The 27000-nt window shown below is 72.2% G+C and carries 27 protein-coding genes, 1 pseudogene and 1 riboswitch; of the genes and pseudogenes, 14 read left to right on the forward strand and 14 right to left on the reverse strand.

The genetic code is table 11. The features are described from left to right. Window position 1 precedes the first annotated feature (1 nt). The 3 genes from OG505_RS16820 to OG505_RS16830 all read right to left on the reverse strand — a co-directional run bounded on the left by OG505_RS16820 (window position 2) and on the right by OG505_RS16830 (window position 3050). A complete protein-coding gene (locus OG505_RS16820; protein WP_405425548.1) occupies window positions 2-2071 on the reverse strand; it encodes a glycogen debranching N-terminal domain-containing protein in 2070 nt (689 codons plus the stop codon). Continuing rightward, the gene (locus OG505_RS16825) at window positions 2068-2457 is read right to left on the reverse strand and encodes an SCP2 sterol-binding domain-containing protein (RefSeq protein WP_405425550.1); all 390 of its coding nucleotides are present in this window, start codon (window positions 2455-2457) and stop codon (window positions 2068-2070) included. Before OG505_RS16825 ends, OG505_RS16820 begins: the two co-directional genes overlap by 4 nt. 83 nt (window positions 2458-2540) lie before the next feature. Continuing rightward, entirely contained in the window at window positions 2541-3050 is a 510-nt protein-coding gene (locus OG505_RS16830) for a DUF664 domain-containing protein (RefSeq protein WP_405425552.1), read from the reverse strand. Window positions 3051-3129: 79 nt separating this feature from the next. On the opposite strand from OG505_RS16830, the gene OG505_RS16835 reads away from it, so the two are divergent. Continuing rightward, on the forward strand, window positions 3130-3645 hold the full coding sequence (locus OG505_RS16835; RefSeq protein WP_405425554.1) for a 2'-5' RNA ligase family protein: 516 nt from the start codon (window positions 3130-3132) through the stop codon (window positions 3643-3645). A gap of 228 nt (window positions 3646-3873) precedes the next feature. On the opposite strand, the gene OG505_RS16840 is transcribed toward OG505_RS16835, so the two are convergent. Beyond that, window positions 3874-4842, reverse strand: a complete 969-nt coding sequence (locus tag OG505_RS16840; RefSeq protein ID WP_405425556.1) for an MFS transporter — start codon at window positions 4840-4842, stop codon at window positions 3874-3876. A gap of 351 nt (window positions 4843-5193) precedes the next feature. Between OG505_RS16840 and OG505_RS16845 the strand changes: the two genes are divergently transcribed. Beyond that, the gene (locus OG505_RS16845) at window positions 5194-5379 is read left to right on the forward strand and encodes a hypothetical protein (protein WP_405425558.1); all 186 of its coding nucleotides are present in this window, start codon (window positions 5194-5196) and stop codon (window positions 5377-5379) included. 16 nt (window positions 5380-5395) lie between these two features. Here the strand turns inward: OG505_RS16845 and corA are convergent, their stop codons facing one another. Continuing rightward, on the reverse strand, window positions 5396-6523 hold the full coding sequence (gene corA, locus OG505_RS16850; RefSeq protein WP_405425560.1) for a magnesium/cobalt transporter CorA: 1128 nt from the start codon (window positions 6521-6523) through the stop codon (window positions 5396-5398). Between the two features lie 229 nt (window positions 6524-6752). On the opposite strand from corA, the gene OG505_RS16855 reads away from it, so the two are divergent. The 4 genes from OG505_RS16855 to OG505_RS16870 all read left to right on the forward strand — a co-directional run bounded on the left by OG505_RS16855 (window position 6753) and on the right by OG505_RS16870 (window position 11626). Further along, a complete protein-coding gene (locus OG505_RS16855) occupies window positions 6753-8693 on the forward strand; it encodes an amino acid transporter (RefSeq protein WP_405425562.1) in 1941 nt (646 codons plus the stop codon). Window positions 8694-8776: 83 nt separating this feature from the next. Continuing rightward, window positions 8777-8888: riboswitch (SAM riboswitch) on the forward strand. A gap of 363 nt (window positions 8889-9251) precedes the next feature. Next, window positions 9252-10064 carry an ABC transporter substrate-binding protein gene (locus tag OG505_RS16860; protein ID WP_405425564.1) on the forward strand — a complete coding sequence of 271 codons (813 nt, stop codon included), beginning with the start codon at window positions 9252-9254 and terminating at the stop codon, window positions 10062-10064. A gap of 39 nt (window positions 10065-10103) precedes the next feature. Further along, on the forward strand, window positions 10104-10883 hold the full coding sequence (locus OG505_RS16865; protein ID WP_405425566.1) for an amino acid ABC transporter permease: 780 nt from the start codon (window positions 10104-10106) through the stop codon (window positions 10881-10883). Next, window positions 10880-11626: an amino acid ABC transporter ATP-binding protein gene (locus OG505_RS16870; RefSeq protein ID WP_405425568.1), complete on the forward strand. Its 747-nt coding sequence runs from the start codon at window positions 10880-10882 to the stop codon at window positions 11624-11626. Before OG505_RS16865 ends, OG505_RS16870 begins: the two co-directional genes overlap by 4 nt. Before the next feature lie 9 nt (window positions 11627-11635). Here the strand turns inward: OG505_RS16870 and OG505_RS16875 are convergent, their stop codons facing one another. After that, complete coding sequence (locus OG505_RS16875; protein ID WP_405425570.1) at window positions 11636-12931, reverse strand: hypothetical protein; 1296 nt, start codon at window positions 12929-12931, stop codon at window positions 11636-11638. Between the two features lie 146 nt (window positions 12932-13077). Continuing rightward, window positions 13078-14697, reverse strand: a complete 1620-nt coding sequence (locus OG505_RS16880; RefSeq protein ID WP_405425572.1) for a Na+/H+ antiporter — start codon at window positions 14695-14697, stop codon at window positions 13078-13080. Between the two features lie 15 nt (window positions 14698-14712). On the opposite strand from OG505_RS16880, the gene OG505_RS16885 reads away from it, so the two are divergent. The 3 genes from OG505_RS16885 (at window position 14713) to OG505_RS16895 (ending at window position 16241) form a co-directional block, all read left to right on the forward strand. Continuing rightward, window positions 14713-15057 carry an alpha/beta fold hydrolase gene (locus OG505_RS16885; protein ID WP_405425574.1) on the forward strand — a complete coding sequence of 115 codons (345 nt, stop codon included), beginning with the start codon at window positions 14713-14715 and terminating at the stop codon, window positions 15055-15057. 342 nt (window positions 15058-15399) lie between these two features. Next, complete coding sequence (locus OG505_RS16890; RefSeq protein ID WP_405425576.1) at window positions 15400-15849, forward strand: hypothetical protein; 450 nt, start codon at window positions 15400-15402, stop codon at window positions 15847-15849. After that, window positions 15846-16241, forward strand: coding sequence for a hypothetical protein (locus OG505_RS16895; protein WP_405425578.1), 396 nt, complete (start codon window positions 15846-15848; stop codon window positions 16239-16241). The genes OG505_RS16890 and OG505_RS16895 overlap by 4 nt, the downstream gene beginning before the upstream one ends. A 34-nt stretch (window positions 16242-16275) precedes the next feature. On the opposite strand, the gene OG505_RS16900 is transcribed toward OG505_RS16895, so the two are convergent. The 4 genes and pseudogenes from OG505_RS16900 to OG505_RS16915 form a co-directional block, all read right to left on the reverse strand. Continuing rightward, window positions 16276-17043, reverse strand: a complete 768-nt coding sequence (locus tag OG505_RS16900) for a TetR/AcrR family transcriptional regulator (protein ID WP_405425580.1) — start codon at window positions 17041-17043, stop codon at window positions 16276-16278. A gap of 94 nt (window positions 17044-17137) precedes the next feature. Beyond that, window positions 17138-17485, reverse strand: a complete 348-nt coding sequence (locus OG505_RS16905; RefSeq protein ID WP_405425582.1) for an MFS transporter — start codon at window positions 17483-17485, stop codon at window positions 17138-17140. 118 nt (window positions 17486-17603) lie between these two features. Next, window positions 17604-17903: pseudogene (locus OG505_RS16910) on the reverse strand (MFS transporter); the annotation flags it as partial. Next, entirely contained in the window at window positions 17897-18592 is a 696-nt protein-coding gene (locus tag OG505_RS16915) for an SDR family NAD(P)-dependent oxidoreductase (protein ID WP_405425584.1), read from the reverse strand. The pseudogene OG505_RS16910 and the gene OG505_RS16915, both read right to left, overlap by 7 nt. Before the next feature lie 164 nt (window positions 18593-18756). Between OG505_RS16915 and OG505_RS16920 the strand changes: the two genes are divergently transcribed. The 4 genes from OG505_RS16920 (at window position 18757) to OG505_RS16935 (ending at window position 22610) form a co-directional block, all read left to right on the forward strand. Next, window positions 18757-20046, forward strand: coding sequence for a histidine kinase (locus OG505_RS16920; protein WP_405425586.1), 1290 nt, complete (start codon window positions 18757-18759; stop codon window positions 20044-20046). Next, window positions 20034-20699: a response regulator gene (locus OG505_RS16925; protein WP_405425588.1), complete on the forward strand. Its 666-nt coding sequence runs from the start codon at window positions 20034-20036 to the stop codon at window positions 20697-20699. The genes OG505_RS16920 and OG505_RS16925 overlap by 13 nt, the downstream gene beginning before the upstream one ends. A gap of 100 nt (window positions 20700-20799) precedes the next feature. Then, complete coding sequence (locus OG505_RS16930; protein ID WP_405425590.1) at window positions 20800-21861, forward strand: Gfo/Idh/MocA family oxidoreductase; 1062 nt, start codon at window positions 20800-20802, stop codon at window positions 21859-21861. A 221-nt stretch (window positions 21862-22082) separates the two neighbouring features. Beyond that, window positions 22083-22610, forward strand: a complete 528-nt coding sequence (locus OG505_RS16935) for a DUF1062 domain-containing protein (RefSeq protein ID WP_405425592.1) — start codon at window positions 22083-22085, stop codon at window positions 22608-22610. Window positions 22611-22659: 49 nt separating this feature from the next. Here OG505_RS16935 and OG505_RS16940 read toward each other — a convergent pair whose 3' ends face one another. The 3 genes from OG505_RS16940 to OG505_RS16950 all read right to left on the reverse strand — a co-directional run bounded on the left by OG505_RS16940 (window position 22660) and on the right by OG505_RS16950 (window position 24743). Further along, entirely contained in the window at window positions 22660-22833 is a 174-nt protein-coding gene (locus OG505_RS16940) for a hypothetical protein (protein WP_405425594.1), read from the reverse strand. A 254-nt stretch (window positions 22834-23087) separates the two neighbouring features. Then, the gene (locus OG505_RS16945) at window positions 23088-23309 is read right to left on the reverse strand and encodes a hypothetical protein (RefSeq protein ID WP_030335934.1); all 222 of its coding nucleotides are present in this window, start codon (window positions 23307-23309) and stop codon (window positions 23088-23090) included. A gap of 330 nt (window positions 23310-23639) precedes the next feature. Then, a complete protein-coding gene (locus tag OG505_RS16950) occupies window positions 23640-24743 on the reverse strand; it encodes an NYN domain-containing protein (RefSeq protein WP_405425598.1) in 1104 nt (367 codons plus the stop codon). A 220-nt stretch (window positions 24744-24963) separates the two neighbouring features. Between OG505_RS16950 and OG505_RS16955 the strand changes: the two genes are divergently transcribed. Further along, window positions 24964-27000 carry a glycosyl hydrolase family 28-related protein gene (locus OG505_RS16955; protein ID WP_405425600.1) on the forward strand — a complete coding sequence of 679 codons (2037 nt, stop codon included), beginning with the start codon at window positions 24964-24966 and terminating at the stop codon, window positions 26998-27000.

The following is a 27000-nucleotide window of genomic DNA, read 5'->3' on the forward strand; positions in this document are numbered from 1 at the left end:
GTCACGATCGCCGTCGGCCCTCGGGGTGGGTGGAGCGGTCGCCGGCGTACGCGTCGGTGTGCCCCCAACGGCCGGGAATGTCGAGCAGCTCGATGCCACCGAAGCCGGTGGGCAGGGCGGGATTCACCAGCAGGTCCTCGCCGGTGGGCCGCAGGCCCAACAGGGTACCCAGCAACATCAGCAGCGCGCCCGAGGACCACGACTGGGGACGACCGGCCGAGGGCAACTGGACCGGATACTTCGTCAGGCTCCGCTCGTAACCGGCGATCAGCTCCGGCACCGCTCCGCCCAGCGTCTGCGCCATGTCGAAGATGCCGGCCGCGATGCGGGCCGCATGCGCGTCGAAGCGGTAGTGCCGCAGGCCGGCGGCGATCAGGGCGTTGTCCGACGGCCAGACCGCCCCCAGGTGCGAGCCCACCGGGTTGTACGGGCGCTGTCCGGTGGCGAGCGTCCGCACACCCCAGCCGTTGAACAGCCGAGGCCCGAGCAGGTGCTCGGCGACCGCCTCGGCGCGATCGTCCGCGACGATCCCGCTCCACAGCAGGTGCCCGATGTTGGACGCCAGGGCGTCGACCTGCTCGCCGTACGGGTCCAGCGCCAACGCGTAGTACTCCCGGTGCGGCAGCCAGAAGTCCCGGTTGAACCGCTCCTTGAGCGCCGCCGCCTCCCGATCGAGCCGGTCGGCGTACTCGGGCTCGCCCCAGAACTCGCGGGCCAGCCGGGCGCCGCGCCGCTTCGCGTCGTACGCGTAGCCCTGCACCTCGCAGGTGGCGCGGGGAAACGCGGGCAACCGCCCGTGCGCGTCGACGATCCCGTCCCGGGAGTCCTTCCAGGACTGGTTCACCGCGCCGTGCCGCTCGTTGCGGCGCTGGTAGCGCACGTAGCCGTCACCGGTCATGTCGCCGTACTCGTCGATCCAGTTCAGCGCCAGCCGGGCCGGGTGGCGCAGCTCGCGGACCAGCTCCGCGTCGCCGGACCAGCGCTCGTACTCGTCGAGCAGGACCACGAACAGCGGTGTGGTGTCGGCCGCGCCGTAGTACAGCGCGTTGCGCCGCTCGCCGAACGCGGCCAACTCGCCGTAGCGCAGCTGGACCAGGATCTTGCCCGGCTCCTCGTCGTGGTCGTCGTCGAGTTGGCCACCCTGCAACAGCGCCAGCATCCGCAGCGTCGCGCGGGCCAGCTCGGGGGTGAACGCCAGGCTCTGCAGGCAGGTGATGATGCTGTCCCGCCCGCACAATCCCATCGCCCACGGCAGGCCGCCGACCGGCACCGGGTCGGTGTACGCGAGCGGCTCGTACCGCAGCGCCGCCAGGGTGGCCAGAGCGCCCTGGTACGTCTCCTCCAGGCCGGACCGTTCGGCCACCAACTGCGGGGCCCGGGCCAGCCACGCGGTCAGGTCGTCACCCAATCCCTGCCGCAGGACCTGCTGGTGCGACTCCAGTTCGGCGCGCATGTCCCGGTCACCCTCGCCCTGAATCGTCATGCTGGCGTGCAGGGTGGTCTCCCACGTCCCCTCGGGCGGGACGTTGATCCGGAAGGTGAATCCCTCGTCGTCGACCTCGGCGGGGGCGGTGCTGCGCACCGTGGTGACGCGGCCGAACCGCTCCCGCTCGTACCGCAGCACGAGTGTCGCACGGTGGGTGTCGGCCGCGGCGTGGACGGGCCGCGGGCGGGGCTGTGCGACGTCGGGGATCTCGGCGATGTCGGTGAAGTCGGCGCCCACCTCCATCCGCACGGTGAACTCGGCGTGCTTCGACGAATGGTTGAGCACGGTGATCTGCTCGTGGAAGCAGTCGTGCACCGAGCGGTGCCGGATGATCGACACGTCGGCGTCCACGTAGTGGCTCGCCGCGCCGGGCACCAGGAAGAACCGGGTCTCGAAGTACGTCATGTCGTCGCGGGAGAGCGCGTTGAGGCGTTCCCCGTCGACGGTGAGCACCCACCGGGACAGGAAGCGGGTGTCGAACGAGAAGAGCCCGACCGGCGCCTGCGGTTCGACCTCCATGTCGCCCTGGGCGTCGCTGATCGCGAACACGTTGCCGGCGATCACATGCACCTGCTCCTGCCTCACGGTGACCCCTCCTGTCTCGCGAGGGCCGCCCGGCCCAGCGCACGGGGATGCCGGGCGTCGGCCGGACCGGGGAAGATCCGCCGCAACAACAGCAGCAGTGCCATGTCGCCGCGCACGGTCAGCTCGTTGCGCAGCAGCGCCTCGGCGAGGTGCAGCTGACCGCTGGCCAACTGGTCGAAGACCGCCCGATCGGCGCGGACCAGCAGGTCGGCGTCGTCGGCCGACCGGGTCACCTGGACGTGCTGGTCGGCGATGGTCAGGTACCAGTGATCGGTGCAGCCCTCGCCGCGCATGTCGAGCCGCAGCGTCCCGGCAGTGGTCTCGGCCAGATCGGGGCGCCGGCTGGCGTCCAGGTCCTGCAGGAACCGCGCCGCCGTCGTGTCCATCAGGTCACCTCCCGCATCTCCGCAGGATCACCCGGCGGGGGGTGAGCGGGAGTCACCCGAACCGGGTGAACCGGGGACGCGGGTCAGTCGGCCTCGACGAGGCCGCGGACGTAGGCGGCCTGCCCGGCGTGTTGCAGGTCGTCGTCGGCGATGCTGACCAGCCGCACGCCGAGAGTGACCGGCGGGTCCCACGACTCGTCGACGACGCGGTCCAGATCCGCCGGGCGCAGCCCGGCCAGGAACGTTCCGGTACGCGCTGAAACCGCCTCGTAGTAGTCGATCAGCGCCTGCGCGCTCTCCGGCCGGACCTCCGCCACCTGCGCGGGCGTGTGGCCGTAGCCGGTGTTGTGCGGGTCGGCGGTGAGCCCGAACCGCCCCGCCCAGTCCCCGCTCATCCAGATCTGCTCGGCGTCGAGCAGGTCGGCGACGTGGTGGTCCTGGACGCGGGTCAGGTGCCAGACCAGCCACCCGACCGGGTTGGCGCCCTCGCCGGGCGCCCGGCACAGCTGCTGCGGGGTGAGGCCATCGACCGCCGCGCGGACGAGGTCGGGCAGCCGGTCGTACGTCTCGGTCAGCAGGTCACTCACGTCCACGGGGCACGCCTCCTGGTCGGTTTCCGATCACGGTACCGCCGGACACCGACAGCCAGACCTCGGCCGCTACGGTGATCACGTGGTCGCGGCGCTGGAGCTGTATCTGGACCCGGATGCCACCCGGCGGATCCGGGTGCTGTGGGACGCGTTGGAGGCCGAGGGCGTGCAGAGCATGCGCTCGCTGCTGGAGCAGCGGCACCGTCCGCACGTCTCGCTCGCGGTCGCGCCGCGCTTCGATCCCGCCCAGGTAGCGGAGGCACTGCGCGGCACCGTCGTGGCGGCTCCCCTACGACTCGACTTCCAGTACGCGGGGCAGTTCGTCGGGCGGGTGCTCTGGCTCGGCCCGGCGCCTACGCCGGAGCTGCTGGCGCACCACCGGTTGGTGCACGGCCGGCTCGCCGCCGCCGGCATCGGCCTGGTCGAGCACTACCAGCCGGGGCGCTGGGTGCCGCACTGCACGCTGTCCATGCGGGTGCCGAACACGCTGATGGCCGCCGCGGTACGCCGCTGCCTGGAGGTGCTGCCAGTCGCCGCGACAGTGGTCGGTGCGGCTCTCACCGACCACGCCCGCGGCATCGCCCATCCGCTGCCCTAGACCAGTAAGTCCTGACTCAAGACGGGCTGGGGTTGCGGCGAAGGCCGCTGGCCATCCGCTGTGGCCGCCCGCAGTGTCGATGTGCTGTTGAGCGGTATACCTCAGAGGTATGAATATGACTCTGAGGTATACGGCTCACGACCACATCCGCCCGCACGGAGGTGACCATCGGTCACCGCCGGCCGTCGGCTGCGCCCACCGTCCAGCCAGGGTTGGAAATTACTCGGATTAGGCCGCGTCGCGTCGCCGCCGCGAGACCGTCGCCCCGGCCGTCGCGGCGAGCGTGACCGACGCGCCGGCCACCAGCAGCAGGCGCGGACCCAGCGGGGCGAGCACCCCGGCCAGTCCGGCGCCGAGCGAGGCGACCCCCACCGGGAAGCCGGGCACTGCCGCGCAGAGCGCGACAGCCACCGCGCCGAGCGCCGCCCAGCGGAACGTGAGCCGCTCCGGCTCGCCGGTCAGCGGGAACGCCGTGACCAGGAGCGCGGCGACAAGGTTTCCGCCCCCGTAGGCGGCGGCGAGCAGCGCACCGGAGGCCGCCTCCCGGCCGAGGTCCGCTGCCAGCATGACGGCGAGCACCGAGATCGCCCCACCGGTGAGCGCGCCGACCATGGTGACCCCGGTGACCCGGCGCAGCGGCCCGGGCCCGAGCAGCACCCGCAGGCCGCCGCGCGCGGCGGGCACGGTCCGCGCCGTACCGTGCCGTCCGGGCACACGCGCCGGCAGTGTGCCCACCAGGACCGCCGCGACCACTGTGGCGGCGGCCAACCCGAGCAGGGACATCCGGGGTCCGGCCACGGCGGCGAGCACTGCCACGAGGGCCGGGACGGCGCTGCCGCCCACCCCGTACGTCACCGCGTCCCAGCCCTGACCCCGGCGCTGCGCCCGCTCGTCTGGGGCGAGGAGCGCGGCCAGCCGGCTGCTCAGTCCCCCCGTCAGCAGCGGCCCGCAGGCCCCGGCCACGATCAGCAGCGCGGCAGGCACACCGACCGGCACCCGGCCGAGCAGCAGCGCGGCCAGCGCGACAGCTCCGGCGTACGTGGCGAAGGCGGCGGCCAGCAGGCCCCGCCCGTCCCGTGCCCGGTCCAGCGGGCGGGCGAGCAACGGCCCCAGCAGATGCGGTGCGGTCAGGCAGGTGGCCAGCAACCCGCCCAGCAGCGCCGGACGATCGGCCCCGACCTCCGGCAGGGTGGCCAACAGGACCACCCCACCGCGGCACCGGCGTCCGCACCCCGGGCGAGCGTCGCCGCGACGAGGTAGGGGGGCAACGCCCGGCGTCCGGGAACGGCGGGTGCGGCCGTGTCGAGAGCTTCACTCACCCGTGCCTCGCTACCCACTCGGCCAGTCGATGCACCATCGAGGGCGAGATGTCCGGTTTGGCGGGCGACAGTCGGGAAACCGAAAACAGGGGGTGCGGATGCGGCCGGGCGTGGGATGGTTCGACGTGGATGCCGTACCGGTGGTGACCCGCGCGAGCGGGCCGCCCGGCGGGGGCGCGGGCGCACACCGCGCCGCCCGCGGCGGCTTCGACGAGGAGAGGCAGGGCCCATGCAGGCTCAGCGCAGGCCACCGCGCACGGAGCGGAGCCAGACCAGCCACGACCGGACCGGTGGCGGGATGACCGGGGCGGCCACGCCCCTGACCATCTGGGCCGCCGCCGTGCTGCTCGGTCGCATCGCCGCCGGTGACGATGACAGTGAGGACGAGCGGCACATCCTGCGCGGCATCGAGTGAGCCTCGCGCCCCGCTCCTAGAGCCAGCCGCGCCGCTTGAAGACCAGGTAGAGGGTTCCGCAGACCAGCAGCATCAGCAGCAGCGCGAACAGGTAGCCGAAGCGCCAGTTCAGCTCCGGCATGTGGACGAAGTTCATGCCGTACACGGTGCCGATGAGCGTGGGGGCGAACAGGATCGCGGCCCACGAGGAGACCTTCTTCAGCTCCTCGTTCTGCGCGTAGCTGGCCGCGGTCAGGCTGCGCATCTCCTCGTTCTGCTGCTGGGAGACGAGGGTGGCGTTGACGGTGAGGATGTTCTGCAGCAGGTGCCGGAACCCGTCCACCCGCTCGACCACCTGGGTGAGGTGGTCGGTCACGTCACGCAGGTAGCGGCGCAGTTCCTCGTCGGTGCCGTAGCTGCCAGCGCCGGTGGCCAACGCGTCGAGCATGGTGAGCAGCGGCCGGGCGGCCCGCTGGAACTCGATGACCTCCCGGCTGAGGCCGTAGATGCGCCGGCTGGCGTTCGGGTCACCCCCGAAGACCTGGGTCTCGATCTCGTCGATGTCGTTCTCCAACCCGGCGACCACCGGCGCGTACCCGTCGACGACCTGGTCGAGGATCGCGTACAGGACCGCCTCGGGCCCCTGGGCCAGCATCGGCGCGTCGGCCTCCATCCGCCGCCGCACCGCGGCCAGGTCGGGGACCTCGCCGTGGCGGACCGTCACCACGAAACCGGGCCCGATGAACAGGTGCAGTTCGGAGAACTCGACCTCCTCCCGCAGGTCGTCGTAGCGGGCGGCGCGCAGCACCACGAACAGCGTGTGCCCGTACCGCTCCAGCTTGGGTCGCTGGTGGGCGTTGATCGCGTCCTCCACCGCCAGGTCGTGCAGGCGGAACTCGCGCGCCAGCGAGGAGATCTGGTCGATGTCGGGCCGGTACAACCCGATCCAGGCCATCGCCTCGTCCTGCTCCTGCAGGCAGGAGTACGTCTCGGCGAGACCGGCCGGCGAGGCGAAGCGGTGTCCCCGGATGTAGATGGCACTGTCCACCATGCCACCGGCGGGCGGGGGCGGCTCCGGCGGTGGCGGCACGCCGACGCGGGTCTCGTGCTCGTCGAGCTGACGGCCGAAGCCACCACCCGGGCGGAAGCGACGGCCGCCGACCATGACCCGCTCCTTTCCCGGTGGCATCCGATCCGGCGGCCTCCCGGCCCGACCGGGCGATTCGGTGCGGGGCGCGCCGGAGGCGCTGCATCCCCTCTGCCCCCGGCCCGAAACCCTCCGACTCGCCGGCCGTTCCCCACCCGGGACGGGCGGGTTCGGCGTACCTGGAACGGGCGCGTGTGGCCGGGCGGATACTCGCGGTGACCATGGGCGGAGGACGGGGGAAGCGCCGGTGCAGGGCGACAGGCGCGCCGGGCGGCTGCGCGGTTGGCTGCTCGAGGGCGGGACGGAGCGGGCCGCGCGGCATTCCGGCCCGGGCGGCCGCCCGCCCGAGGATCGGCACCACCCGTGGTGGAAGGTGATGTGCCTGACCGGTGTCGACTACTTCTCGACGCTGGGCTACCAGCCGGGCATCGCGGCGCTCGCGGCCGGGGCGCTGTCGCCGGTGGCGACGCTGGTGCTGGTGCTGGTGACGCTGCTGGGCGCGCTGCCGGTGTACCGGCGGGTGGCGGTGGAGAGCCCGCACGGTGAGGGCTCGATCGCGATGCTCGTACGCCTGCTGAGCTACTGGCCGGGCAAGCTGTTCGTGCTGGTGCTGCTCGGTTTCGCGGCCACCGACTTCATCATCACCATCACGCTCTCGGCGGCGGACGCGACAGCCCACATCGACGAGAACCCGTTCTGGCCGAGCGGGCTCAAGGGACACGAGGTGCCCCTCACGCTGCTGCTGGTGGCATTGCTGGGCGCGGTGTTCCTCAAGGGATTCGGCGAGGCCATCGGGATCGCCGTCGTCCTGGTCGCGGTCTACCTGGCGCTGAACGCGGTGGTGATCGCCGACGCGCTGTGGCGGGTGGTGACCCACCCGAGCGCGGTCGGGGACTGGACCACCGCGCTGAGAACCGGGCACGGCGATCCCCTGCTGGTGGTCGGGCTGTCCCTGCTGGTGTTCCCGAAGCTGGCGTTGGGCCTGTCCGGTTTCGAGACCGGGGTGGCCGTGATGCCGCACATCCGGGGGGATCGCGAGGACTCGGAGGACCGGCCGCTGGGCCGGATCCGGGGAGCGCGGCGGCTGCTCACCACCGCCGCCGCGACGATGAGCGTCTTCCTGATCACCAGCAGCGTGACCACCACCCTGCTGATCCCGCCGGAGGCGTTCAAGCCGGGCGGGCCGGCGAACGGCCGGGCGCTGGCCTACCTGGCGCACCAGCACCTCGGCGGCGTGTTCGGCACCGTCTACGACCTGTCGACGATCGGGATCCTGTGGTTCGCGGGCGCGTCGGCGATGGCCGGGTTGCTCAATCTCGTACCCCGGTATCTGCCGCGTTACGGCATGGCCCCGACCTGGGCGCGGGCGGTACGGCCGCTGGTGCTGGTCTTCACCTCGGTGGCGTTCCTGATCACGGTGGTCTTCTCCGCCAGCGTGGACGCGCAGGGCGGCGCGTACGCCACCGGGGTCCTGGTGTTGATCACCTCGGCGGCGACGGCGGTGACCCTCGCGGCGCGACGACGGCGGCAGCGGGGACGGACGTACGCCTTCGGAGCCATCGCGCTGATCTTCGTCTACACCACCGTGGCGAACGTCGTGGAACGCCCCGACGGCGTCAAGATCGCCGCCTGTTTCATCAGCGGGATGATCCTGGTGTCGGTGCTGTCCCGGCTCATGCGGGCCTACGAGCTGCGAGTCGACCACGTCGAGCTGGACCCGGCCGCCGCCCGGATGATCGACGAGCGGGCCACGCGTCGGATCCGCCTCATCGCGCACGAGCCGGAGCGCCGCGACCCGGCCGAGTACCGCGCCAAGCTGGCACAGACCATGGCGGACAACGAGTTCCCCGACGACAGCGACGTCATCTTCGTCGAGGTCCACGTCACCGACCCGTCGGACTTCGAGACCGAGCTGCTGGTGCGCGGCAGCGTGGCGCACGACAGCTACCCGGTGCTCAGCCTGACCGGCTCCTCGGTGCCCACCGCGCTCGCCGCCCTGCTGCTGGAGATCCGCGACCGGAGCCGGCGACGCCCACACATCTACTTCGAATGGAGCGAGTACGGCCCGGTTCGCAACATCCTGCGCTACCTGGCGTTCGGGCAGGGCGCCATCGCCTCGGTCACCCGGGAGATCCTGCGCCGCCAGGAGCCCGACCCGCGCCGCCGGCCGCACGTGCACGCCGGTTGACCTGCCGGTCGAACCGTCGCCGACGGTGAGCGTGGTCATAACCGCTGGACGATCCACCGGTCGGAGCTGCTAGCCTCGGCGCAGGTCATGAGCGCCAGCGCGAAGCCCCGGCTCGCTGGCCGGCAACCCTCCTCCGCGGTGGGGTGCCCCGGGTGAAGACCAGGCACCGGCAGAACGCCGGCGCAAGCGTGGCCTGGCACCCAGGTCAGCAACAGACCCGGGAGACCGTATGCGCATTCTCAGCCCCACGCCACCGGCCGGTCGGCTCACGCCGACCCTGACCCGGCGTCGCCACGTGGACCTGATGCGGATGTGCAGCGCGGCGTGTAACCGCCACCCCACGCGCTAACTCCCCCTCCCCGTCCCTCCCGGGCGCACCACGCCCACACCCGCGACCCTCGCGTCGATCATGAAGTTGTTGCCCGCCCGACCGGCGTGTCGGGGCAACAACTTCATGATCGACCGGGTCAACGCACCCTTTTGGAGACACCTGTGCGATCTTTTTCTGGTTTGAGCCGGTTCGTTGCCGTTGGGGCGGCCCTTGTGGTTGCCGGCGGATTGGCCGCTTGCGGTGGCGACGACTCGTCGGGCGCCGCCGGCAACCCGTACGGGCTGGCGCAGGCCGGCGTGCTGCGGGCCGGCACGCTGACCGACGCCCCGCCGAACGTGTACCTCAAGGACGGTAAGTTCACCGGCTTCGACAACGACCTGCTGACCGCCGTGGCCGGCAAGCTCGGCCTGAAGGTCGAGTTCGTCGGCACCGACTTCTCCGCGCTGCTCTCCCAGGTCAACAACCACAAGTTCGACGTCGGCAGCTCCTCGATCACGATCACCGAGGCGCGGAAGAAGACCGTCGACTTCGGCAACGGCTACGACTTCGGCTACTTCGGGCTGGACGTGCCGGCCGGCTCGCCGATCACCGGGTTCGACCAGCTCGCCGGCAAGCGGGTCGTGGTGGTGCAGGGGACCGTCCAGGACGACTACGCCACCGGCAAGCAGCTCGACCCGGTGCGGGTGCCGGACTACAACGGCGCGATCAACCAGCTCAAGGCGGGCACCGCCGACGCGTGGATCGCCCCGGCGGAGATCGGCGAGAAGTCGGCCGCCGAGAGCAACGGCAAGATCACCGTGGCGGCCAAGCAGCTCAGCCCGGCGCCCACCGCGTACGCCGTGGCCAAGGGCAGCGACAAGCTGCGCGAGGCGCTGAACAAGGGCCTCGACGAGGTGATCGCCGACGGCACCTGGAGCCGGTTGCAGGCGCAGTACTACCCGGGCCGCCCGATCCCGGCGGACTTCACTCCGGGCAGCGGCACCGTGGCGGCGCCGTCCGCGTCCGCCGCGCCGTCGGCGTCGGCGTCGGCTGCGTCCTGAGCCGGTGACGAGCGAGCGGGGCGGTAGGAGAGGCGACCGATGGATCCGTTGAGCACCCTGTGGGAGACCTTCTTCGACGCCGACGCGATGCGCGAGGCGCTGCCCGAGATGCTGACGGTCGGGCTGCCCAACACGCTGATCCTGGCGGTCTCCGCCGCCCTGCTCGGCACGGTGTTCGGCCTGCTGCTGGCCGTGGCCGGCATCTCCCGCAGTCGGTGGCTGCGCTGGCCGGCGCGCGTCTACACCGACGTGTTCCGGGGGCTGCCGGCCGCGGCGACGATCCTGCTGATCGGCGTCGGGCTGGCGCCGTTCGGCATGCAGGTCTGGGGACCGGACCCGTACCCGCTGGGCATCCTCGCGCTGTCGCTGATCGCGGCGGCGTACATCGGGGAGATCTTCCGCTCCGGCATCCAGTCGGTGGAGGCGGCCCAGTTGGAGGGCGCGCGGGCACTCGGCTTCTCCTGGGCCGACGCGATGCGGCTGGTGATCATCCCGCAGGGTATCCGGCGGGTGCTGCCCGCCTGGGTCAACCAGCTCATCGCGCTGATCAAGGACTCCAGCCTGGTCTACTTCCTCGGCCTGGTGGCCAGCCAGCGGGAGCTGTTCCGCATCGGGCAGGACTATGCGGCCACCACCGGCAACGAGTCCGCGTTGCTGCTCGCCGGGCTCTTCTACCTGGCGTTGACCGTCCCGCTGACGCATGTCGTGAACTGGATCGACCGGCGGTTGCGCCACGGCCGGCCGGCCACCGCATCCGCCGACGACGAGGACGAGGACGACCCGGCGCTGGCCGGGGCCCCGGAAGGAGACCGGCGATGACCACCACCGCGACCACCACCTCGGTCAGCCTCCAGGCCCGCGACGTCCACCTGGCCTTCGGGCCGAACCGCGTCCTGCGCGGCGTCGACCTGACCGTGCGGCGTGGTGGGACAGCCTGCGTGATCGGGCCGTCCGGGTCGGGCAAGTCCACTCTGCTGCGTACCCTCAACCGGCTCATCGAGCCGGACCGCGGCGACGTACTGCTGGACGGGCGCAGTGTCCTGCGCGACGACCCGGACGCGCTGCGCCAGCGGGTGGGCATGGTCTTCCAGCAGTTCAACCTCTTCCCGCACATGAGCGTGCTGCGCAACGTCACCCTGGCACTGCGCCGGCTGCGCAAGCTCAGCGAGGACGAGGCGGTGGCGGTCGCCCGCGCCCAGTTGGAGCTGGTGGGGCTCGCCGGCAAGGCCGATGCGCGGCCGGCGCAGCTCTCCGGTGGTCAGCAGCAGCGGGTGGCGATCGCCCGGGCGCTGGCGCTGCGGCCCGAGGTGATGCTCTTCGACGAGGCCACCTCGGCGCTCGACCCGGAGCTGGTCAAGGGGGTGCTCGGGGTGATGGCCGACCTGTCCGCCGCCGGAATGACAATGGTGGTGGTCACCCACGAGATGGGCTTCGCCCGGCACGTCGCCGACACCGTCGCCTTCATGGACCGGGGTGTGGTGCTGGAGGCCGGCCCGCCGGAGGGGATCTTCGAGGGGGCCGAGCATCCCCGGCTCCGCCGTTTCCTCGCCCAGGTGCTCTGAGACGCCCGTTCAGCCGGCCTGGAGGCGCAGGTGCACCGCGAACGCCTTCAGGTCGCCGAGCAGCTCCAGGATCGCGTTGCGGTACGCGACCGACGCCCACAGGTGCAGCTCCTCGTCGTCCAGCCCGCCGAACGCCAGCGAGAGCGCCTTGCGTCGGCGCCGGTCGAGCACCTTGTGCGGGCGGGCGAGCAGGTCGCCCTCCCGGCGCAGCGCCTGGAGGTAGGCGGCCACCGCCTCCTGGTAGTGCCGCCCGGCGACCCGCTCCAGCAGGGTGAACTCGAAGACGTTCAACGCGGCTTCGGAATCCCAGTACGCGGCGTCGCGCACCGGCGCGCTCGCGACGTGCCGGCCCATGGCGTGCCGGGCCTCGTAGAGCAGCAGCACGCCCCGGCCGGTGGTGCTCAGCGGTCGGCGGGGCGACGGCAGACGTAGCGTGCGCACCGGCGCCGCGGCGGTCAGGTCCACCGCGCCGGCGTACGTCGGCATGCGGTGCGTTCTCGACGCCGGCTCCGGCAGCAGGCAGGCCCGCTCCTGGTAGGGCAGCGGGCGACCGGTGGGCACGGCGCGCACCGTCGCGGCGTGCAGTTCGGCCAGGGGCCGGTCGTCCGGGGTCCGGCTCGGGGGCAGGGTGAGCACGAGACCGTTGACGCCGGGCACCGGCACGCCCAGCACGCACGAGGTGCGCAGGAACGCCCAGGTCGCCGCTGCTTCGCGGATGCCGCTCGCCACCGCCTGCGCGTCGGCCCGCCAGTCCTGGGCGATCCGCAGCCGCCGCTGGAGGTCGGCGGTCGCGGCGTCGTCGTGCGGGTACAGCTCCCGGACGGCCCGGGGCAGCGACCCGAGGCGCAGCTCCAGCGGGTCGCCGGTGGGCCGGGGCACGGCATGCCTGGGGCAGTCGGCGGCGGAGTGCGGGTCGCCATCGACCGCGTGGCAGTCCCCCAGCCAGCTCGCGCCGGGCGGATCGGCCGGGCGGGCGAACGCCAGGTGGGGCAGCCGGCCGGTGCGCAGCACCGTCTCGTACTGGGGGCGGGTGCGCCCGGCGCGCAGCACGTCCAGCGGCAGCATCGGCGCCAGCGCCACCACCCCATCGAGGACGACGCAGTGCGGGCAGGCGTCGAGCACCCGGTAGCGGCGGAGGTGGTCCACGCCGGGCTGCTCCCACTGGACCCCGATGACGGCGTCGTCCTGTGCCATCAGGTAGAGGAACTCGGTGGCGACGCGCTCGCGGGTGACCGCCACCAGCTCGTCGAGGAACTCCCGCTCGGTGACCGTCCGCAGGTCGGCTTCGATCCCTCCGGTGGTCATGGGCACCCCCTCGCGGGCCGAACACATCGACGGACGCCGAACCGCTTCTTACCGTACCCGCCGACGACGTGCCCGAACGTCCCGCACGCGCGGGGGGACGGTGTCACCAATCCGTCAGGCCCGGCCCCGGTCGCACCGACGGGTGATCACTCGTTGGGGCCCCGCCCCAGCAGCCGGATCTCCTCGTTGTCCAGGGCGGCCTGAAGCTCCTGGAGCACCAGGTCGTCGATCTCCCGGTTGTCGCGCAGCCGGGTCAGCTCCCGCCGCTTGTGGGCCAGGACGCCGAGGCGCAGTCGGCGGTCCAGCCGGCGTTCCTCGGCGGTACGCCCACCGCTGTCGTTGAAGTCCTCCAGGTGCCGCTGGTACTCGGCCTGCAGCCGGCGTACCGTCTCCCCCTCGACGCCGACCTCGGCGGCGACCCGGGGCAGCGCGTCCAGGCCGGCCCGGGTGGCGCGCAGGCGGGCCTGCCGGGCCTCGTCGACGCGTTCCGGGTCGCCGGTCAGCCCCGCCCAGCGCACCACCAGCGGCAGGGTGGTGCCCTGCACAAGCATGATCAGGACGATGACCAGCGCGGTGACGAAGATGATCAGGTCGCGTTCGGCCACCGGTTTACCGGCGGCCGTCATCGTGGGGACGGCCAGGGCGGCGGCGAGCGACACGGCGCCCCGGAAACCGGACCAGCCGGCCACGGTCCCCACCCGCCAGTCGGACGCCGTCTCGCCCTGATCCAGCATCCGGCGGCGCAGGTTCGCCGACTCCGCCGTCAGGTAGACGAACAGCAGTCGGGTCGCGACGACGACCGGGGTGACCACCAGCACGATCGACAGGGCCCGCCCCGGCGAGGTGCTGGAGATGCCCCTCACCGCCCGAGGGATCTGCGTGCCGAGCAGCACGAACAGCCCGCCGTTGATCAGGAACGTGGACAGGTCCCAGAACGCCAACGCCAGCACCCGGGACCGGGCGCGGATCACCCGCGGACCGGCGTAGGCCAGCACCAGGCCGGCGACCACGACGGCCAGCACACCGCTGGCGTGCACCGAGTCGGCGAGCAGGAACGCGCCGAACGGCGTCAGCACGCTCAGCGCCCCCTCGCGCAGCGGGTCGTCGAGCCGCTTACGGATCAGCACCACGGCGGCGCCCACCAGCAGACCGGCGACCACCCCGCCGACGCCGGCCCCGACGAACTCCTCGCCGATGCCCAGCACCCCCGGCTTCTCGCTCTGGGTGAGCAAACCCACGGCCACCGCGAAGATCACCAGGGCGCTGCCGTCGTTGATCAGACTCTCCGCGTGCAGGGTGGTGAGCAGCTTCCGGGGCAGGCGCTTGGCCAGGCCGGTGACCGCGGCGGCGTCGGTCGGCGCGAGGACCGCGCCGAGCACCCAGGCGGCCGCCGGGTTCACGCCGAACGCCTGCGCGGTCAGGGACACCGTGACCATGGTGAGCACCACGAGCACCACGGCGAGCAGCCCGATCACCGGCAGGTTGGCCCGGATCTCGCGCAGACTGATGGTGAGGCTCTCCCGGTAGAGGATCGCGGGCAGGAAGATCAGCAGCACCAGGTCCGGCTCCAGGGTCACCTCGGACAGCGGCGGCGCCAGCCCGAGCAGCACCCCGAACCCGATGAGCAGCACCGGTGGCGCCACTCGGTACCGGCCGCCGAGGGTGGTGCCGACCAGGACGGTGACGGCCAGCACCACGATCAGGACGAGCACCTGCACGGCGTACCCCCTCGATCCCCGGCCGACGACGAACGCCGGTTGTTCCATCTGACCGCACCCCGATTGCCGGTTCCACAGGAACAGGCAAGTCGCCGGGCGTCCGGGCGCGGAGGACGCGCCCGGCCGGGTCAGGTCGGTTCGGCGGTCTCGATCGTCGCCGACTACCGGGCGTCTGCCGGCATCGATGTCGCCCACGACACGGCCGACCGGGCGGCCGGCAACCTGCTGCGGATGCCGGTGACCGTGCTCCAGCAGGACTGGGGCGCCGCGCTCGGCTACGACGCGGCGGGCGTGTGGCGGGCCTGGGCTCCGGACCTGGAGCACCAGACGGTCAGCTGCGGCCACTTCATGGCGGAGGAGGCGCCGGCCGTGGTGGTCCGGGCGCTGCGTGACCTGCTCCTGCGGTGATAGAGCGACTCGGACGACCACCTCACTGAAGGTAAGATTTCCGACACTTTCCGTCCCGATCACGAGGGGTTGCCGGTGCACCGGCGGCCCCTCGCGCGTGGGTCACCCACAGGCCCCGGAAATCGGCTCTGAGCTGCGGAAAGGCGACGTTATACCGGGTGGACGAGAACCGGTCGCCGGTGCTACACAGACAGAAACCGGCAGCCAACGGCGGCGAGTCGCCAATCGCCTCGACCATCGACCGTCCGCAAGACCGCCACCGCGAATCGGATCGTACGCGCGACCTGACACGACATCGGCCGGTAGCGGGCCGACGGTCCCGGTCTCGACCAAGGAGTCGCCGTGGGACATCCCCGCTCCCGGGCCCAGAACCAGCCGTTCGAGGTGGCCGCCCTGGTTACGACGCCCATCTGTGGATTCCTCCTGCTCGTGTTCGACATCCAATCTCCGTCGGTCCAGCTGTCCATGCCGGAACCCGTCCAGCTCGGCTGGGAGGTCGCTCTGATCGTGGTCGGCGTGGGCGGCCTGCTGGGCATCCTGTGGCCTGGTCGGCTCTCCACCGGCCTCGGCATCGAGTTCGCGTGCGTGCTGGTGCTCGGCACCATCACCGGCATGTACGCGGTGGCGCTGGTGGCGGTGGTCGGTCCGCAGGGCCTCGTCGCGGCGTCGTTGATCAGCGCCTTGCCGGTGGGCGCCTTCTGGCGGGCCGCCCTGATCGCCGCCGACCTACGCTGTCTGGCCAACGGCCACCAGTGCGCGACCCACCGACGGGCCGTGGGAGGCGTCACGTGATCTCGACAGCGACACCCGAAGCGCCGCACTGGGTGCAGGTGCTGCTCAGCCTGTTCGGCATCCTCGGCGGCACGACCGGTCTGGCCGCCATCGCCACGGTCGTGTCGCAGCGGGGCAAGTTCAAGGCCGACGCCGCCGACACGCTGACAGAGGCCGCCCTGACCCTCGTGCAGCCGCTCCAGCTGCGGGTCAGCGAGTTGGAGGGCGAGGCGGTGAGCGCGCGAGCGGAGCTGGGGCTGCTGCGCGAGCAGGTCAACCAGTTGCAGTTTCTCGTCCGGGTGCTGAACCGCACGCTCGACCGGTGGCGTGCCGCGGTGCACGCCCCGGACGCCACCCTGCGCAAGATCCGAGCGGTGGTCGCGGAGTCCGAGCGGCTGCCCAGTGACAGCTGACCGGCTGCACCGGCTCATCCGCCAGAAGTCGGGGCTACCGGCTGGTCGCCCGCTCGGCGACCACCACGGAGATGCCGTCGAGGACGCGTTGCAGGCCGAACTCGAAGGCGTACTCCGGGCCGTACGCCCCGCCGTGCTGCTGGCCGGCCGCGGTGCCGACGCGGGACGCGGTGGGGTAGCCCTCGGCCGTCAGGAACGTCTCCAGCCAGGGCGCGTGCGACTGCCACCACTGGCCGTCGGTCATGCCGGTCTCCCGCTCCAGGTCGACCACCTCGGACGCGGCGCGCGCGGAACTCTTCACGTGCCCGAGGACGAGGGTGAGCACCGCGTCCATCTCGATGTCGGTGAGCCCGATGTCGGCGACCGCGCCGAGTTCGTGGTCGTACTTGGCCACCAGGTGCGGGCCGAGCACCGGGCGGGTCGTCTCGGCCCGCAGCATCCACGGGTGGCGCTGGTAGAGCGCCAGGTTGTCGTGGGCGATCCGCTCCAACCGGGCCCGCCAGTCGCCCTCGACAGCGGAACGCGGCATCGCGCCGTACGCGGTGTCGATCATGACGGCGACGAGCTCGGCCTTGCCCGGCACGTAGGTGTAGACGGACATGGTGCCCACACCCAACGCCTCACCGACCCGGCGCATGGTCAACGCGTCCAGGCCCTCGGCGTCGGCGATGTCGATCGCGGCCCGCACGATCCGGTCGACGCTGAGGCCCTGCCCGGCGCTGCGGCTGGTCGGTTCCCGGGTGCGCCAGAGAATGGCCAGGCTGCGAGCCGGGTCCGCGGTCGCCTTGCGCTCACTCGCCATGGTGCGGCCATCCTAACAACGCGGTCGTACGGCGTACGTCGACCGCGAGGCGGTGCCGGCGGGGAGATCGCCCACGAGATGGGGCGTACGGAGATCACAGTCCTTCGCGGTCGTCGCTCAGCGCCGGCCCGGCGGCGGCCGGCACGAGGTGGCGCACCTCCGGGTCGCCGTCGGTCAGCTCCCGGGCCCGCGCCTCGGCCTCGCGGTCCTCACCCGTCAACCGGCCACCGTGCTGGCGCAGGTGCTCGTCCCAGGACGGCACCAGCGCGAACGCGAAGACGGCGAACGCCACCGCGTTGAGCCCGAAGACCGGGGCGACGCCGGTCCGGGCGATCAGCACGCCGGCCACCGCCGGCCCCACCGCCCGCGCCACGTTCACGCTTATCGAGCCGAGCGCGGACGCCGACCGCAGCTGCGCCTGCGGCACCAGCTCCGGAATCACCGCCGACCAGGCCGGCAGGGTGAGCGCCTGCCCGACCCCGAACGCGAAGGTGAGGGTAAAGCAGGGCCGGCGGCATCCGGTCGGTCAGGGTGAGCAGGGTCAACGCCACCGCCACCGCCACCGCCGCCAGGAACAGCTGCACGGCGATCAACAGGTGCCGGCGGTCGAGGCTGTCGGCCAGCACCCCGGCGGGCAGCGCCAGCAGCAGCACCGGCAGCAGGCTGGCGGTCTGCACCAGCGCGACCAGCGTGGAGGCGTTGGAGTTGTGGATCAGCAGCCACTGCGCGCCGACGGTCTGCATCCAGGTGCCGATGTTGGCGGCGAGCAGGGCCAGCCAGAGATTGCGGTAGACGGCGCCGCGCAGGGGCGCCCACGCGGAGGCCGGACGGTCCCCCGGTCCGGCTGCCGCCGTCACCACCGCCCGTCCGCGCGCAGCACGCGCTCGCCGGAGACGTAGAGGTCGTCGGGTTGCAGCAGCAGCAGCCGGACGACCTCCGTGGCGACCTGCTCGGGCAGGGCGTACACCTCGTCGAGGAACTCCGCGCCGACGCGTTCCTGCAGGCGGGTGGGCATCGGCCCGGGGTGCAACTGCATCACCTTGACCCGGTTGCTGTGCTGGGCCTGGGCCAGTGACTCGATGAGGCTGCTGCCGTAGCTCTTGGTCGCCCGGTAGACCGGGATGCCGGGCCGGGGGGCCGCCAGCGCCATCGCGCCGATGTACACCACGTTTCCGTAGCCTTGCCGGTGCAGGTGCTCCAGCGCCTCCCGCAGCAGGTACGTCGTACCCAGGACGTTGACCTCCACGGCTCGCCGGATGTGCTCCACGGACAGGTCCCCGAGGTCGCCGCCCGCCCAGATCGACGCGCACGCCGCCACCCCGTCGACGGTGCCGTAGCGCCCCACCACCTCGGCGAACGCGTCCCGGACCTGCTGGTGGGAGGAGACGTCACAGACCGCGCCGTCGCACCCCAGCTCGTCGGTCGTCGCGGCGACCTCGGCTGGCACGTCGCCGAACACCACGACCCGGTGCTCGTCGACCAGCAGCCGGGCCACCGCGAGACCCAGCCCGCTGGTACCGCCGACCACCACGAAGGTTCTGGCACCCAATGTCTCTCCAGCCGCCGCCACCACAGGTCACACGGATCGCGTGACGGCGCGTCCTTCCCGTTTCCGGACCCCACACACCCGTTCGGCCGGTAGTGCTGGGCATACCCAGGAAAGGGGATCTGGACGGCTGGGGCGCCCGGTGACCGGCGATTAGCGTCTGCGGCATGACCTCGGAACACCCCCGCCACCTGGCCGCGACGCTGCGCCGCCGCGACTGGCTGATCTCCGCCTGGCCCTGGCGCGCGCTGGCCTACCTGGCGAGCACCGCGCCGATCGCCAGCGTGCTCGCCGTCGGACTGCTCGTCATCGGCGCGCCCCTGCTGGCCGCCGCCACCGCGCTGCGGCTGCACGGGAGGCCGCCGGAGATACCGCTGATGCTGTTCCTGGCCGTCGGCAGCCTCACCCTGGTGGCCCTCGCGCCGATCGTGAGCTTCCCGGTGGCCGCCGTCGAACGGTGGCGACTCGGCCTCGTGGACGGCCGCCCGCTGCCCGCGTCACCGTGGCCGGGTCTGGCCGCCCGCTACCGCACCGCGGCCGGCTGGCGGGAGGTCGCGTACCTCTTCTGGCTGGGCGGTTTCGTGCCGGTCGCGTACTGGGTGTTCCTGGTGCTGGTGCTGCTCGACGTCGGGATGGTCACCAGTCCCTGGCTGGCCGGGGACACCGAACCGGTCGTGATCTGGCGGCCGATCGAGAGCACCGGCGAAGCCGTTCCGTACGCCGTCGTGGGAGTGCTGCTCCTGCCGGTGCTCTGCTACGGGGTGGGGCTGCTCGCCGCCGGCCAGGCCGCCGTGGCGCGGTGGGCGCTGGGCTCGCCGGTCGACGCGGCCGCGCTGCGCGAGGTCGCCCGCTCCCGCACCCGGCTGGTCGGCGCGTACGAGGCGGAACGGCGCCGCATCGAGCGGGACCTGCACGACGGCGCGCAGCCCCGGCTGACCAGCCTCACCCTGCAACTGGGCCTGGCCCGGCTGGACGTACCCGCGGACTCCCCCGCCGCTCGGCCACTCGCCGTGGCGCACGATCAGGCGCGCGGGCTGATGGTGATGTTGCGGCAGTTGGTGCACGGCATCCGGCCGCAGAGCCTCACCGACCTCGGTCTCGCCGGCGCCGTACGCGAGCTGGCCGACGCGGCGCCCGTCGCGGTCACCGTGCACGCCGACGTCGACGGCGCGCTGCCGGAGATCGTCGAGACCACCGCGTACTTCGTGGTGTCGGAGGCGTTGAGCAACGTGGCCCGGCACGCCGGGGCGACCCGCGCCGAGGTGCGCCTGTCCCGGGCCGGCGGCGACCTGGTGGTCGAGGTGTCCGACGACGGGCGCGGCGGCGCCGACCCGGCCCGGGGCAGCGGCCTGACCGGTCTCGCCGACCGGGTCGCCGCCGCCGACGGACGGCTGCTGCTGGCCAGCCCGCCCGGCGGGCCTACGCTGGTCCGGGTGGAGCTGCCATGTCGCCGCTGACCCGGGTGGTGCTCGCCGAGGACGAGGTGTTGCTGCGTGAGGGCCTGGTCGCGCTGCTGACCCGCTTCGACTTCACGGTGTGCGCCGCCGTCGGGTCCGCGCCGGAGCTGCTGGAGGCGGCCCGCACCCACCAACCCGATCTGGTGCTGACCGACATTCGGATGCCACCCGGTCGGCGGGACGACGGGCTGCGCGCGGCGGTCGCGCTGCGCGCCGAGCGTCCCGGCCTGCCGGTGGTGGTGCTCAGCCAGTTCGTGCAGACGGGGTACGCGGCGGCGCTGCTGGACAGCGGCGACGGCCAGCGGGTCGGCTACCTGCTCAAGGACCGGGTGGCCGAGGTGACCGAGTTCGTCGACACGCTGCGCCGGGTCACCGGCGGCGGCACCGCCATCGACCCGGACGTCGTACGGCAACTGCTGCACCGCCCCCGCGACCCGCTCGCCGCGCTCTCCGGCCGGGAGCGGGAGGTGCTGGCGCTGCTGGCCGAGGGCCGCTCCAACGCCTCGATCGCGGCCCGGCTGCACGTCACCGAGGCCGCCGTCGGCAAGCACGTCGGCAACATCCTGCTGAAGCTCGACCTGCCACCCAGCGACGACACCAACCGCCGGGTTCTCGCCGTGCTCACCTATCTGCGCGCCGACCCGGTGGGCTGACCAGCGCCGGGCCCGGATCAGGCCCGATCGCGCGCGGCGTAGATTCGAGCATCGGCACCGCCGCCGGTCCAGGGCGCGGGCCAGGAGATGGGAGTACGGCATGGCGGAGGCGCTGCGGGTCGGTCTGCTGGGATACGGGTTGGCGGGTCGGGTGTTCCACGCACCGCTGATCGCCGCGACACCCGGGCTGCGGCTGGACGCCATCGTGACGCGCGATCCGCAACGGCGCGAGCAGGCGCACCAGCACTTCCCGGACGCCCGCCTGGTCGACGACGCCGACGAGCTGTGGCGTACCCCGCAGGCTCTGGACCTGGTGGTGGTCGCGACGCCGAACCGGCAGCACGTGCCGATGGCGCGGGCGGCCCTCGCGGCCGGCCTGCCGGTCGTCGTCGACAAGCCCCTGGCCTCCACCGCCGCCGACGCCCGGGCGCTGGTCGAGGAGGCCGACCGTCTCCGAGTGCCGCTGACGGTGTTTCAGAACCGCCGCTGGGATGGCGACTTCCTGACCGCCCGCGGGCTTGTGGAGCGCGGCGAGCTGGGGCGGGTGCTGCGCTTCGAGTCCCGGTTCGAGCGGTTCCGTCCGGCGATCAAGCCGGGCTGGCGGGAGCTTGCCGGCCCGCAGGAGGCCGGTGGCGCGCTGTTCGACCTGGGCGCGCACCTCATCGACCAGGCCGTGCAGCTCTTCGGCGCGGTCGAGCGGGTGTACGCCGAGGTCGACCGCCGCCGCGCGGGCACCGAGGTCGACGACGACGCGTTCGTGGCGCTGACCCACGCCAACGGTGTGCACTCGCACCTGTGGATGGGGGCGATCACCGCTCAGCTCGGCCCGCGCCTGCGGGTGCTGGGCGACCGGGCCGGCTACACGACCTACGGGCTGGACGTGCAGGAGGCGGCGCTGCACGACGGCGGCCGACCGGACCAGCCCGGCTGGGGCGAGGTTCCGCCGGAGCGGTACGGCCTGCTCGGCGTCGACGGTGACCTGCGTCCGACGCCGACCGAGCCCGGGGCGTACCAGAGCTTCTACGCCCAGGTCGCGGCGGCGCTGCGCGACGGCACGCCGATGCCGGTGGACCCGCGCGACTCGGTCGCCACGGTCGAGCTGATCGAGCTGGCGCACCGGTCGGCGGCCGACGGCGTGGTGCTGCCCGTCCCGACCGCCTGAGACGGCCGAGCCCTTCGAGGTACGCGAAAACCGGTGGATCGGCGGCGGTTGCGCCGTTAGCGTCCTGCCTCAACCTGTCGTCGAGGCGAGGACGTCCCGTTGTACACCCTGTGAGACCTCCCGAGCGCTGATACGCGCGTCGCGCCTGTGCGCCGCGCTCCTTTTTGCTGCGGACTTCTCACTGAAACCGGTGTACTTCTGTGCTCTCACAATGGGCCGTCGTGCCCATCTGCCTGCCCATCGTTCGCCGCCGTTGCCACGTGTGCGCGTCCCCGCACCTGCGGCCGAGCGGCAAAATCCGCGTCAACGCCAACCACAAGCTCATCGACATCTGGCTCCTCGCGCTCTGCACCGGGTGCGGGGACACGGTGAAGCTCACGGTCCTGGAGCGGACGACAGTCCGCACCATCCGACCTGAGTTGCTCGACCAACTGCACGACAACGACCGTGGCCTGATCGCCGAGCTGCTTCAGGATCCGGCCGTGCAGCGTCGCAATCGATTCGTCCTAAACTGGGACGGCGCCTGGCGTCTCGACACCAACGGATCGGCGCACCTGGACCGCGAGGTGGTCGACGTCTCGGTCCGCTTCGCGGCGCGCATCCCGGTCCGGCCCGCGCGACTGATCGCCGAGGGCTTCGGTCTCTCCCGGGCCGAGGTCGACAGGCTGAGCGAGGAGGGGAAGATCGTTTCGACGGTTCGCCTGAGCGGCAAGCTCTCGGGCGACTTCGCCTTCACGTTCAAGCGCTGAGCCCTTCCCGGGATCACGGGCCTGTCCGGCTTTGCCTGCCGGACAGGCCCTACTCCGGTTCCTGCTCGGACGGGGCCTGCTCGGAGAGGGCGTCGTCCGGCACGCGGGCGTCGTCGTCGGTCAGCGCGTCGTCCGTCGAGGTGGCGAGGCCGGCGAGGCGGCGCTCGGCCTCCCGGACCTCCTCGTCGAGCCTGGGGTTCTCCTCGTCGGGACCCTGCGACATGGGCGACCTCCATCGGACGCGGACCGCCCCCGTGTACCCGGCCTGTCGCGGGGAACACGGAAAGCACTCGCCGGACCCGGGCCACCGGGCACTCCAGTCCGGCGACATTGCGGTATCCGAGCGTCCTGATGCCGCCACATCGGCGACGTGGAGTAGAACACGTTGACGGTCGGCGGTTGAGTCGAGCACCGGGCGGGCCGGGGAGCGCACCGGGCGGGAGCCCAGGAGCGTTGCCGGCCCGGCCCGGTGCCGGATCAGCGCTGCTTCAGCTCGCGCCAGGATGGGTGAGTGCCGCGCCAGGCGTCGGCGAGGATGGCCGCCGAGGCCCGGCTGGGGCACTGCTGCACCCGCTCACGACCCGACGCCCCACCGATCTGGGCGCGGACCTCCCAACCCTGCCCGTCAGTACGGATATACACGTCCCGGCGCCCGCGCGGGGTCGTGTCACCGTTCCACCAGTGTTCCTCCACCTTCATTCGCCGACCGTATAGCAATTTTCGTGCTGGGGGTACGGCGCAGGTGAGCGTATACCGCCGTAATAGCCGCAACTCAGACACAGTTCCACCTGTGCGGGCGACGGGGAGGAACCGCATCGGCGATTCCTCCCCGCCCTGAGCGATGAATCAGGCCCCCGTCACGTACCGCTGAACACGTCAGCCAGGGCGTTGGCCAACCTGTCCTGCCCAGAGGGGCTGGGATGCGGCGATCCACCCTCTGCGGTGATCTGAATGTCACCCGCAGTGAACGGTGGCGGGAACGCCACCCGCACGGCCGGGTCGAACGGGACCGGGCCGTCATAGCGTCGCTCAGTCCTGGGCGATGAGCAGGTAGTCGTCCGCCTCCGGGCTCCACCGCAGGTCGACCGCGCCGCTGGTCGCGGCGGCCTTGCAGAACTGCAGGAAGCTGCGGTAGCCGAGCTTCTTCTCGCTGAAGTCGGGGCGGGCCCGGCGCAGCTGGTTCTTCAGACCGGAGAGCGCCACCGGATTCCCGGCGCTGCCGAGGTCGCCCACCACGCCCCGGAGCAGCCCGAAGGCGACCTCCCGATCGCCGTGCTCGGGCAGGGACACCTCGGGGTCGCCCTTCGCGGGCCCCTCGGCCAGGTCGACCACGTTGTGCTTGGCGAGGTGGCGCAGCAGCTCACCGAAGGTACGGAAGCCGTAGTCGGACTCGCTGAACGTCGGGTCCTTGCGCAGCAGGGTGCGCTTGAGCCGGGAGGCGGTCACCTCGCCGCTCGCGCTGCCCTGCAACCCGGCCACCGTCTGGGCCACCTGCACGGCGAGGGCGTCCACGTCCCGGCCGGGTTCCTCACCCGCCGGCCGACCCTCGGCCTCCTGCTCGTGTTCCTGCTCGCGCTGCTGTTCCGGCTCCGGCGGACGCTGGTCGGGGCCGGGTTGTCGGGTCGGGCGACCGCGCCGGCTGCGGGTTGGCGGGATGTCCACACCCTCCAGCCGGTCGTAGTAGAGGAACTCGTCGCACGCCGGGGGCAGCAGCGCCGACGTGGACCCCTCGACCCCGACGCCGATGACGCGCTTGTTCAGCTCGCGGAGCTTGTGGACCAGGGGGGTGAAGTCGCTGTCGCCGCTGCAGATGACGAAGGTGGAGATGTAGTCGCGCTCGAACGCCAGCTCGATCGCGTCGACGGCCATCTTGATGTCGGCGGCGTTCTTGCGGGACGCGCCCATGCGCTGCGGGATCTCGATGAGCTCGACGTGGGACCGGGTGAGCATCCGGCGGTCCTCGTCGAAGTACGACCAGTCGGCGTACGCCCGGCGCACCACGACCCGCCCCCGCTCGGCCAGCGCGTCGGCGATCGGCCGGAAGTCGAAGTCCGCGCCGCCACGGTGGTCGCGGGCCCCCAACGCCAGGTTCTCGTAGTCGAGGAATAGGGCGATCCGGTCTTCTTGATCCACGCGGCTCAGCCTACGCCGGCCGAGGTGGCCGGGGCGTACGCGACGCGCGACACCTCAACTCACCAACCGTCCATTTCTTGCGGCCTGATAGTCGCCTCTTTTCAATCTTCAATTGACGTCTTGCAGTGCGATGTTCGGTGCTGCATCATGACGATCAATGTCGGGCGTCCGGGGGAACGCCGGGCGGACCTCCACCACCACCCCACCAGGAGGGTCACCGATGTTTCGCAGCATCCTGCCGGCACGGGGACGCCCGGCCCGCCCGGTCGCCACCGCCGTCGCGCTCGCGACCGGCCTCGCCGTGCTGGTCGCCGGGCCCACCGTGGCCGCCGCCGGGCAGGCCGGCTCACCCGGCGCACAGCCGGTCATCACCCGGGCGGCGCTCGATCCGGCGCTGGTCGCCGGGCGCGGCGCCGACGTCGACTTCGTCGAACAGGAGGCCGAGAACGCCCGGACCAACGGCGAGGTCATCGGCCCCGACCGGTCCGCCTACACGCTGCCCGCCGAGGCGTCCGGCCGCCGCGCCGTCCAGCTCACCCCCGGCGAGTACGTCGAGTTCGTCCTGCCCAGCGCGGCCAACGGGATCACCGTGCGGTACAGCATCCCGGACGCGCCCTCCGGCGGCGGGACCACCGCGCCGCTGCGGGTGGCCGTCAACGGCAAGCACGTCCGCACCATGACGCTGACCTCGCAGTACTCGTGGCTCTACAACCAGTACCCGTTCACCAACGATCCGCAGGCCGGGCTGCTGCACCCGGACTGGTGGATCACCGAGTGCCAGTGCGTGCCGTCGGCCACCACGCCGTACCCGAGCATCAGCACGCCGTTTCGGCCCACCCACTTCTACGACGAGCAGCGGCTGCTGCTGGGGCGCACCTACCGGGCCGGTGACACGGTCCGGCTCACCGCGCCGGCCGGCAGCGCCGCCGCGTGGACGGTCATCGACCTGCTCGACTCCGAACTGGTCGCACCGCCGCGCGTACGGCTGCTCGCCGCGAACGTGCTGGCGTTCGGGGCCGACCCCACCGGTCGGCGGGACTCCGCCGACGCCCTGGACAAGGCCATCGCGTTCGCCCGGCGTACCCACCTGACGGTCTACGTGCCGCCGGGGACGTACCAGGTCAACCGGCACATCATCGTCGACGACGTGACCATCGAGGGCGCCGGCAACTGGTACACGGTCTTCAAGGGGCGCGAGGTCGCCCTGTCCACGCCCGCGCCGGACGGCTCGGTGCACACCGGCGTCGGCTTCTACGGCCGCGACGCCGCCGACGGTGGCAGCCACGACGTCCACCTCTCCGGCTTCGCCATCGAGGGCGACGTACGCGAGCGCATCGACACCGACCAGGTCAACGCGATCGGCGGCGCGCTGAGCGACTCCACCATCGACGGGCTGCACCTGCGACACACCAAGGCGGGCCTGTGGTTCGACGGCCCGATGCGCAACGTCCGCGTCACCAACACCATGGTCGTCGACCAGATCGCCGACGCGCTCAACTTCCACACCGGCGTGACCGACTCCCTCGTCGCGCACACCTTCGTCCGCAACACGGGTGACGACGGCCTGGCGATGTGGTCGGAGAAGACGGCCAACGCCCGCAACACGTTCGACCACAACACCGTGCAGTCACCGACGCTCGCCAACGGCATCGCCATCTACGGCGGCACCGACACCACCGTCTCCCACAACCTCATCGCCGACCCGGTCCGCGAGGGCAGCGGGCTGCACGCCGGCGCCCGCTTCGGCGCGGAGCCGTTCGCCGGGCACCTGCGGTTCACCGCCAACACCACCGCCCGCGCCGGCACGTACGAGCTGAACTGGAACGTCGGGCTCGGCGCCATCTGGATGTTCGCGCTGGACCGCAGCATCGACGCGAACGTCGAGGTGACCGGCGACGCGTACCTGGACAGCACCTACAACGCGATCATGCTGGTCAGCGACTGGCCGGTGAAGGACCTCTACTCGATCACGAACGTGCGCTTGCGTGACGTCCGGGTCGACGGCACCGGCACGTCGGTGCTCAGCGCCCGCTCGGCCGGGTCGGCCTCATTCGCCAACGTGGACGCCCGCAACGTGGGAGCGGTCGGCGTCAACAACTGCGGGTCGTTCCACTTCACCCCCGCCGGGTCGGAATTCACCCTGACCGACCTGGGCGGCAACGACGGCGGCTGGCTCGCCCCGTGGCTGCTGCCCAACACCATCACCTGCGACGACCGACCGCCGGTGGCGCCACCACCGCCTCCGGCTCAGTGGTGA

The organism is Micromonospora sp. NBC_00617 (assembly GCF_045161355.1).
Taxonomy (GTDB): domain Bacteria; phylum Actinomycetota; class Actinomycetes; order Mycobacteriales; family Micromonosporaceae; genus Micromonospora.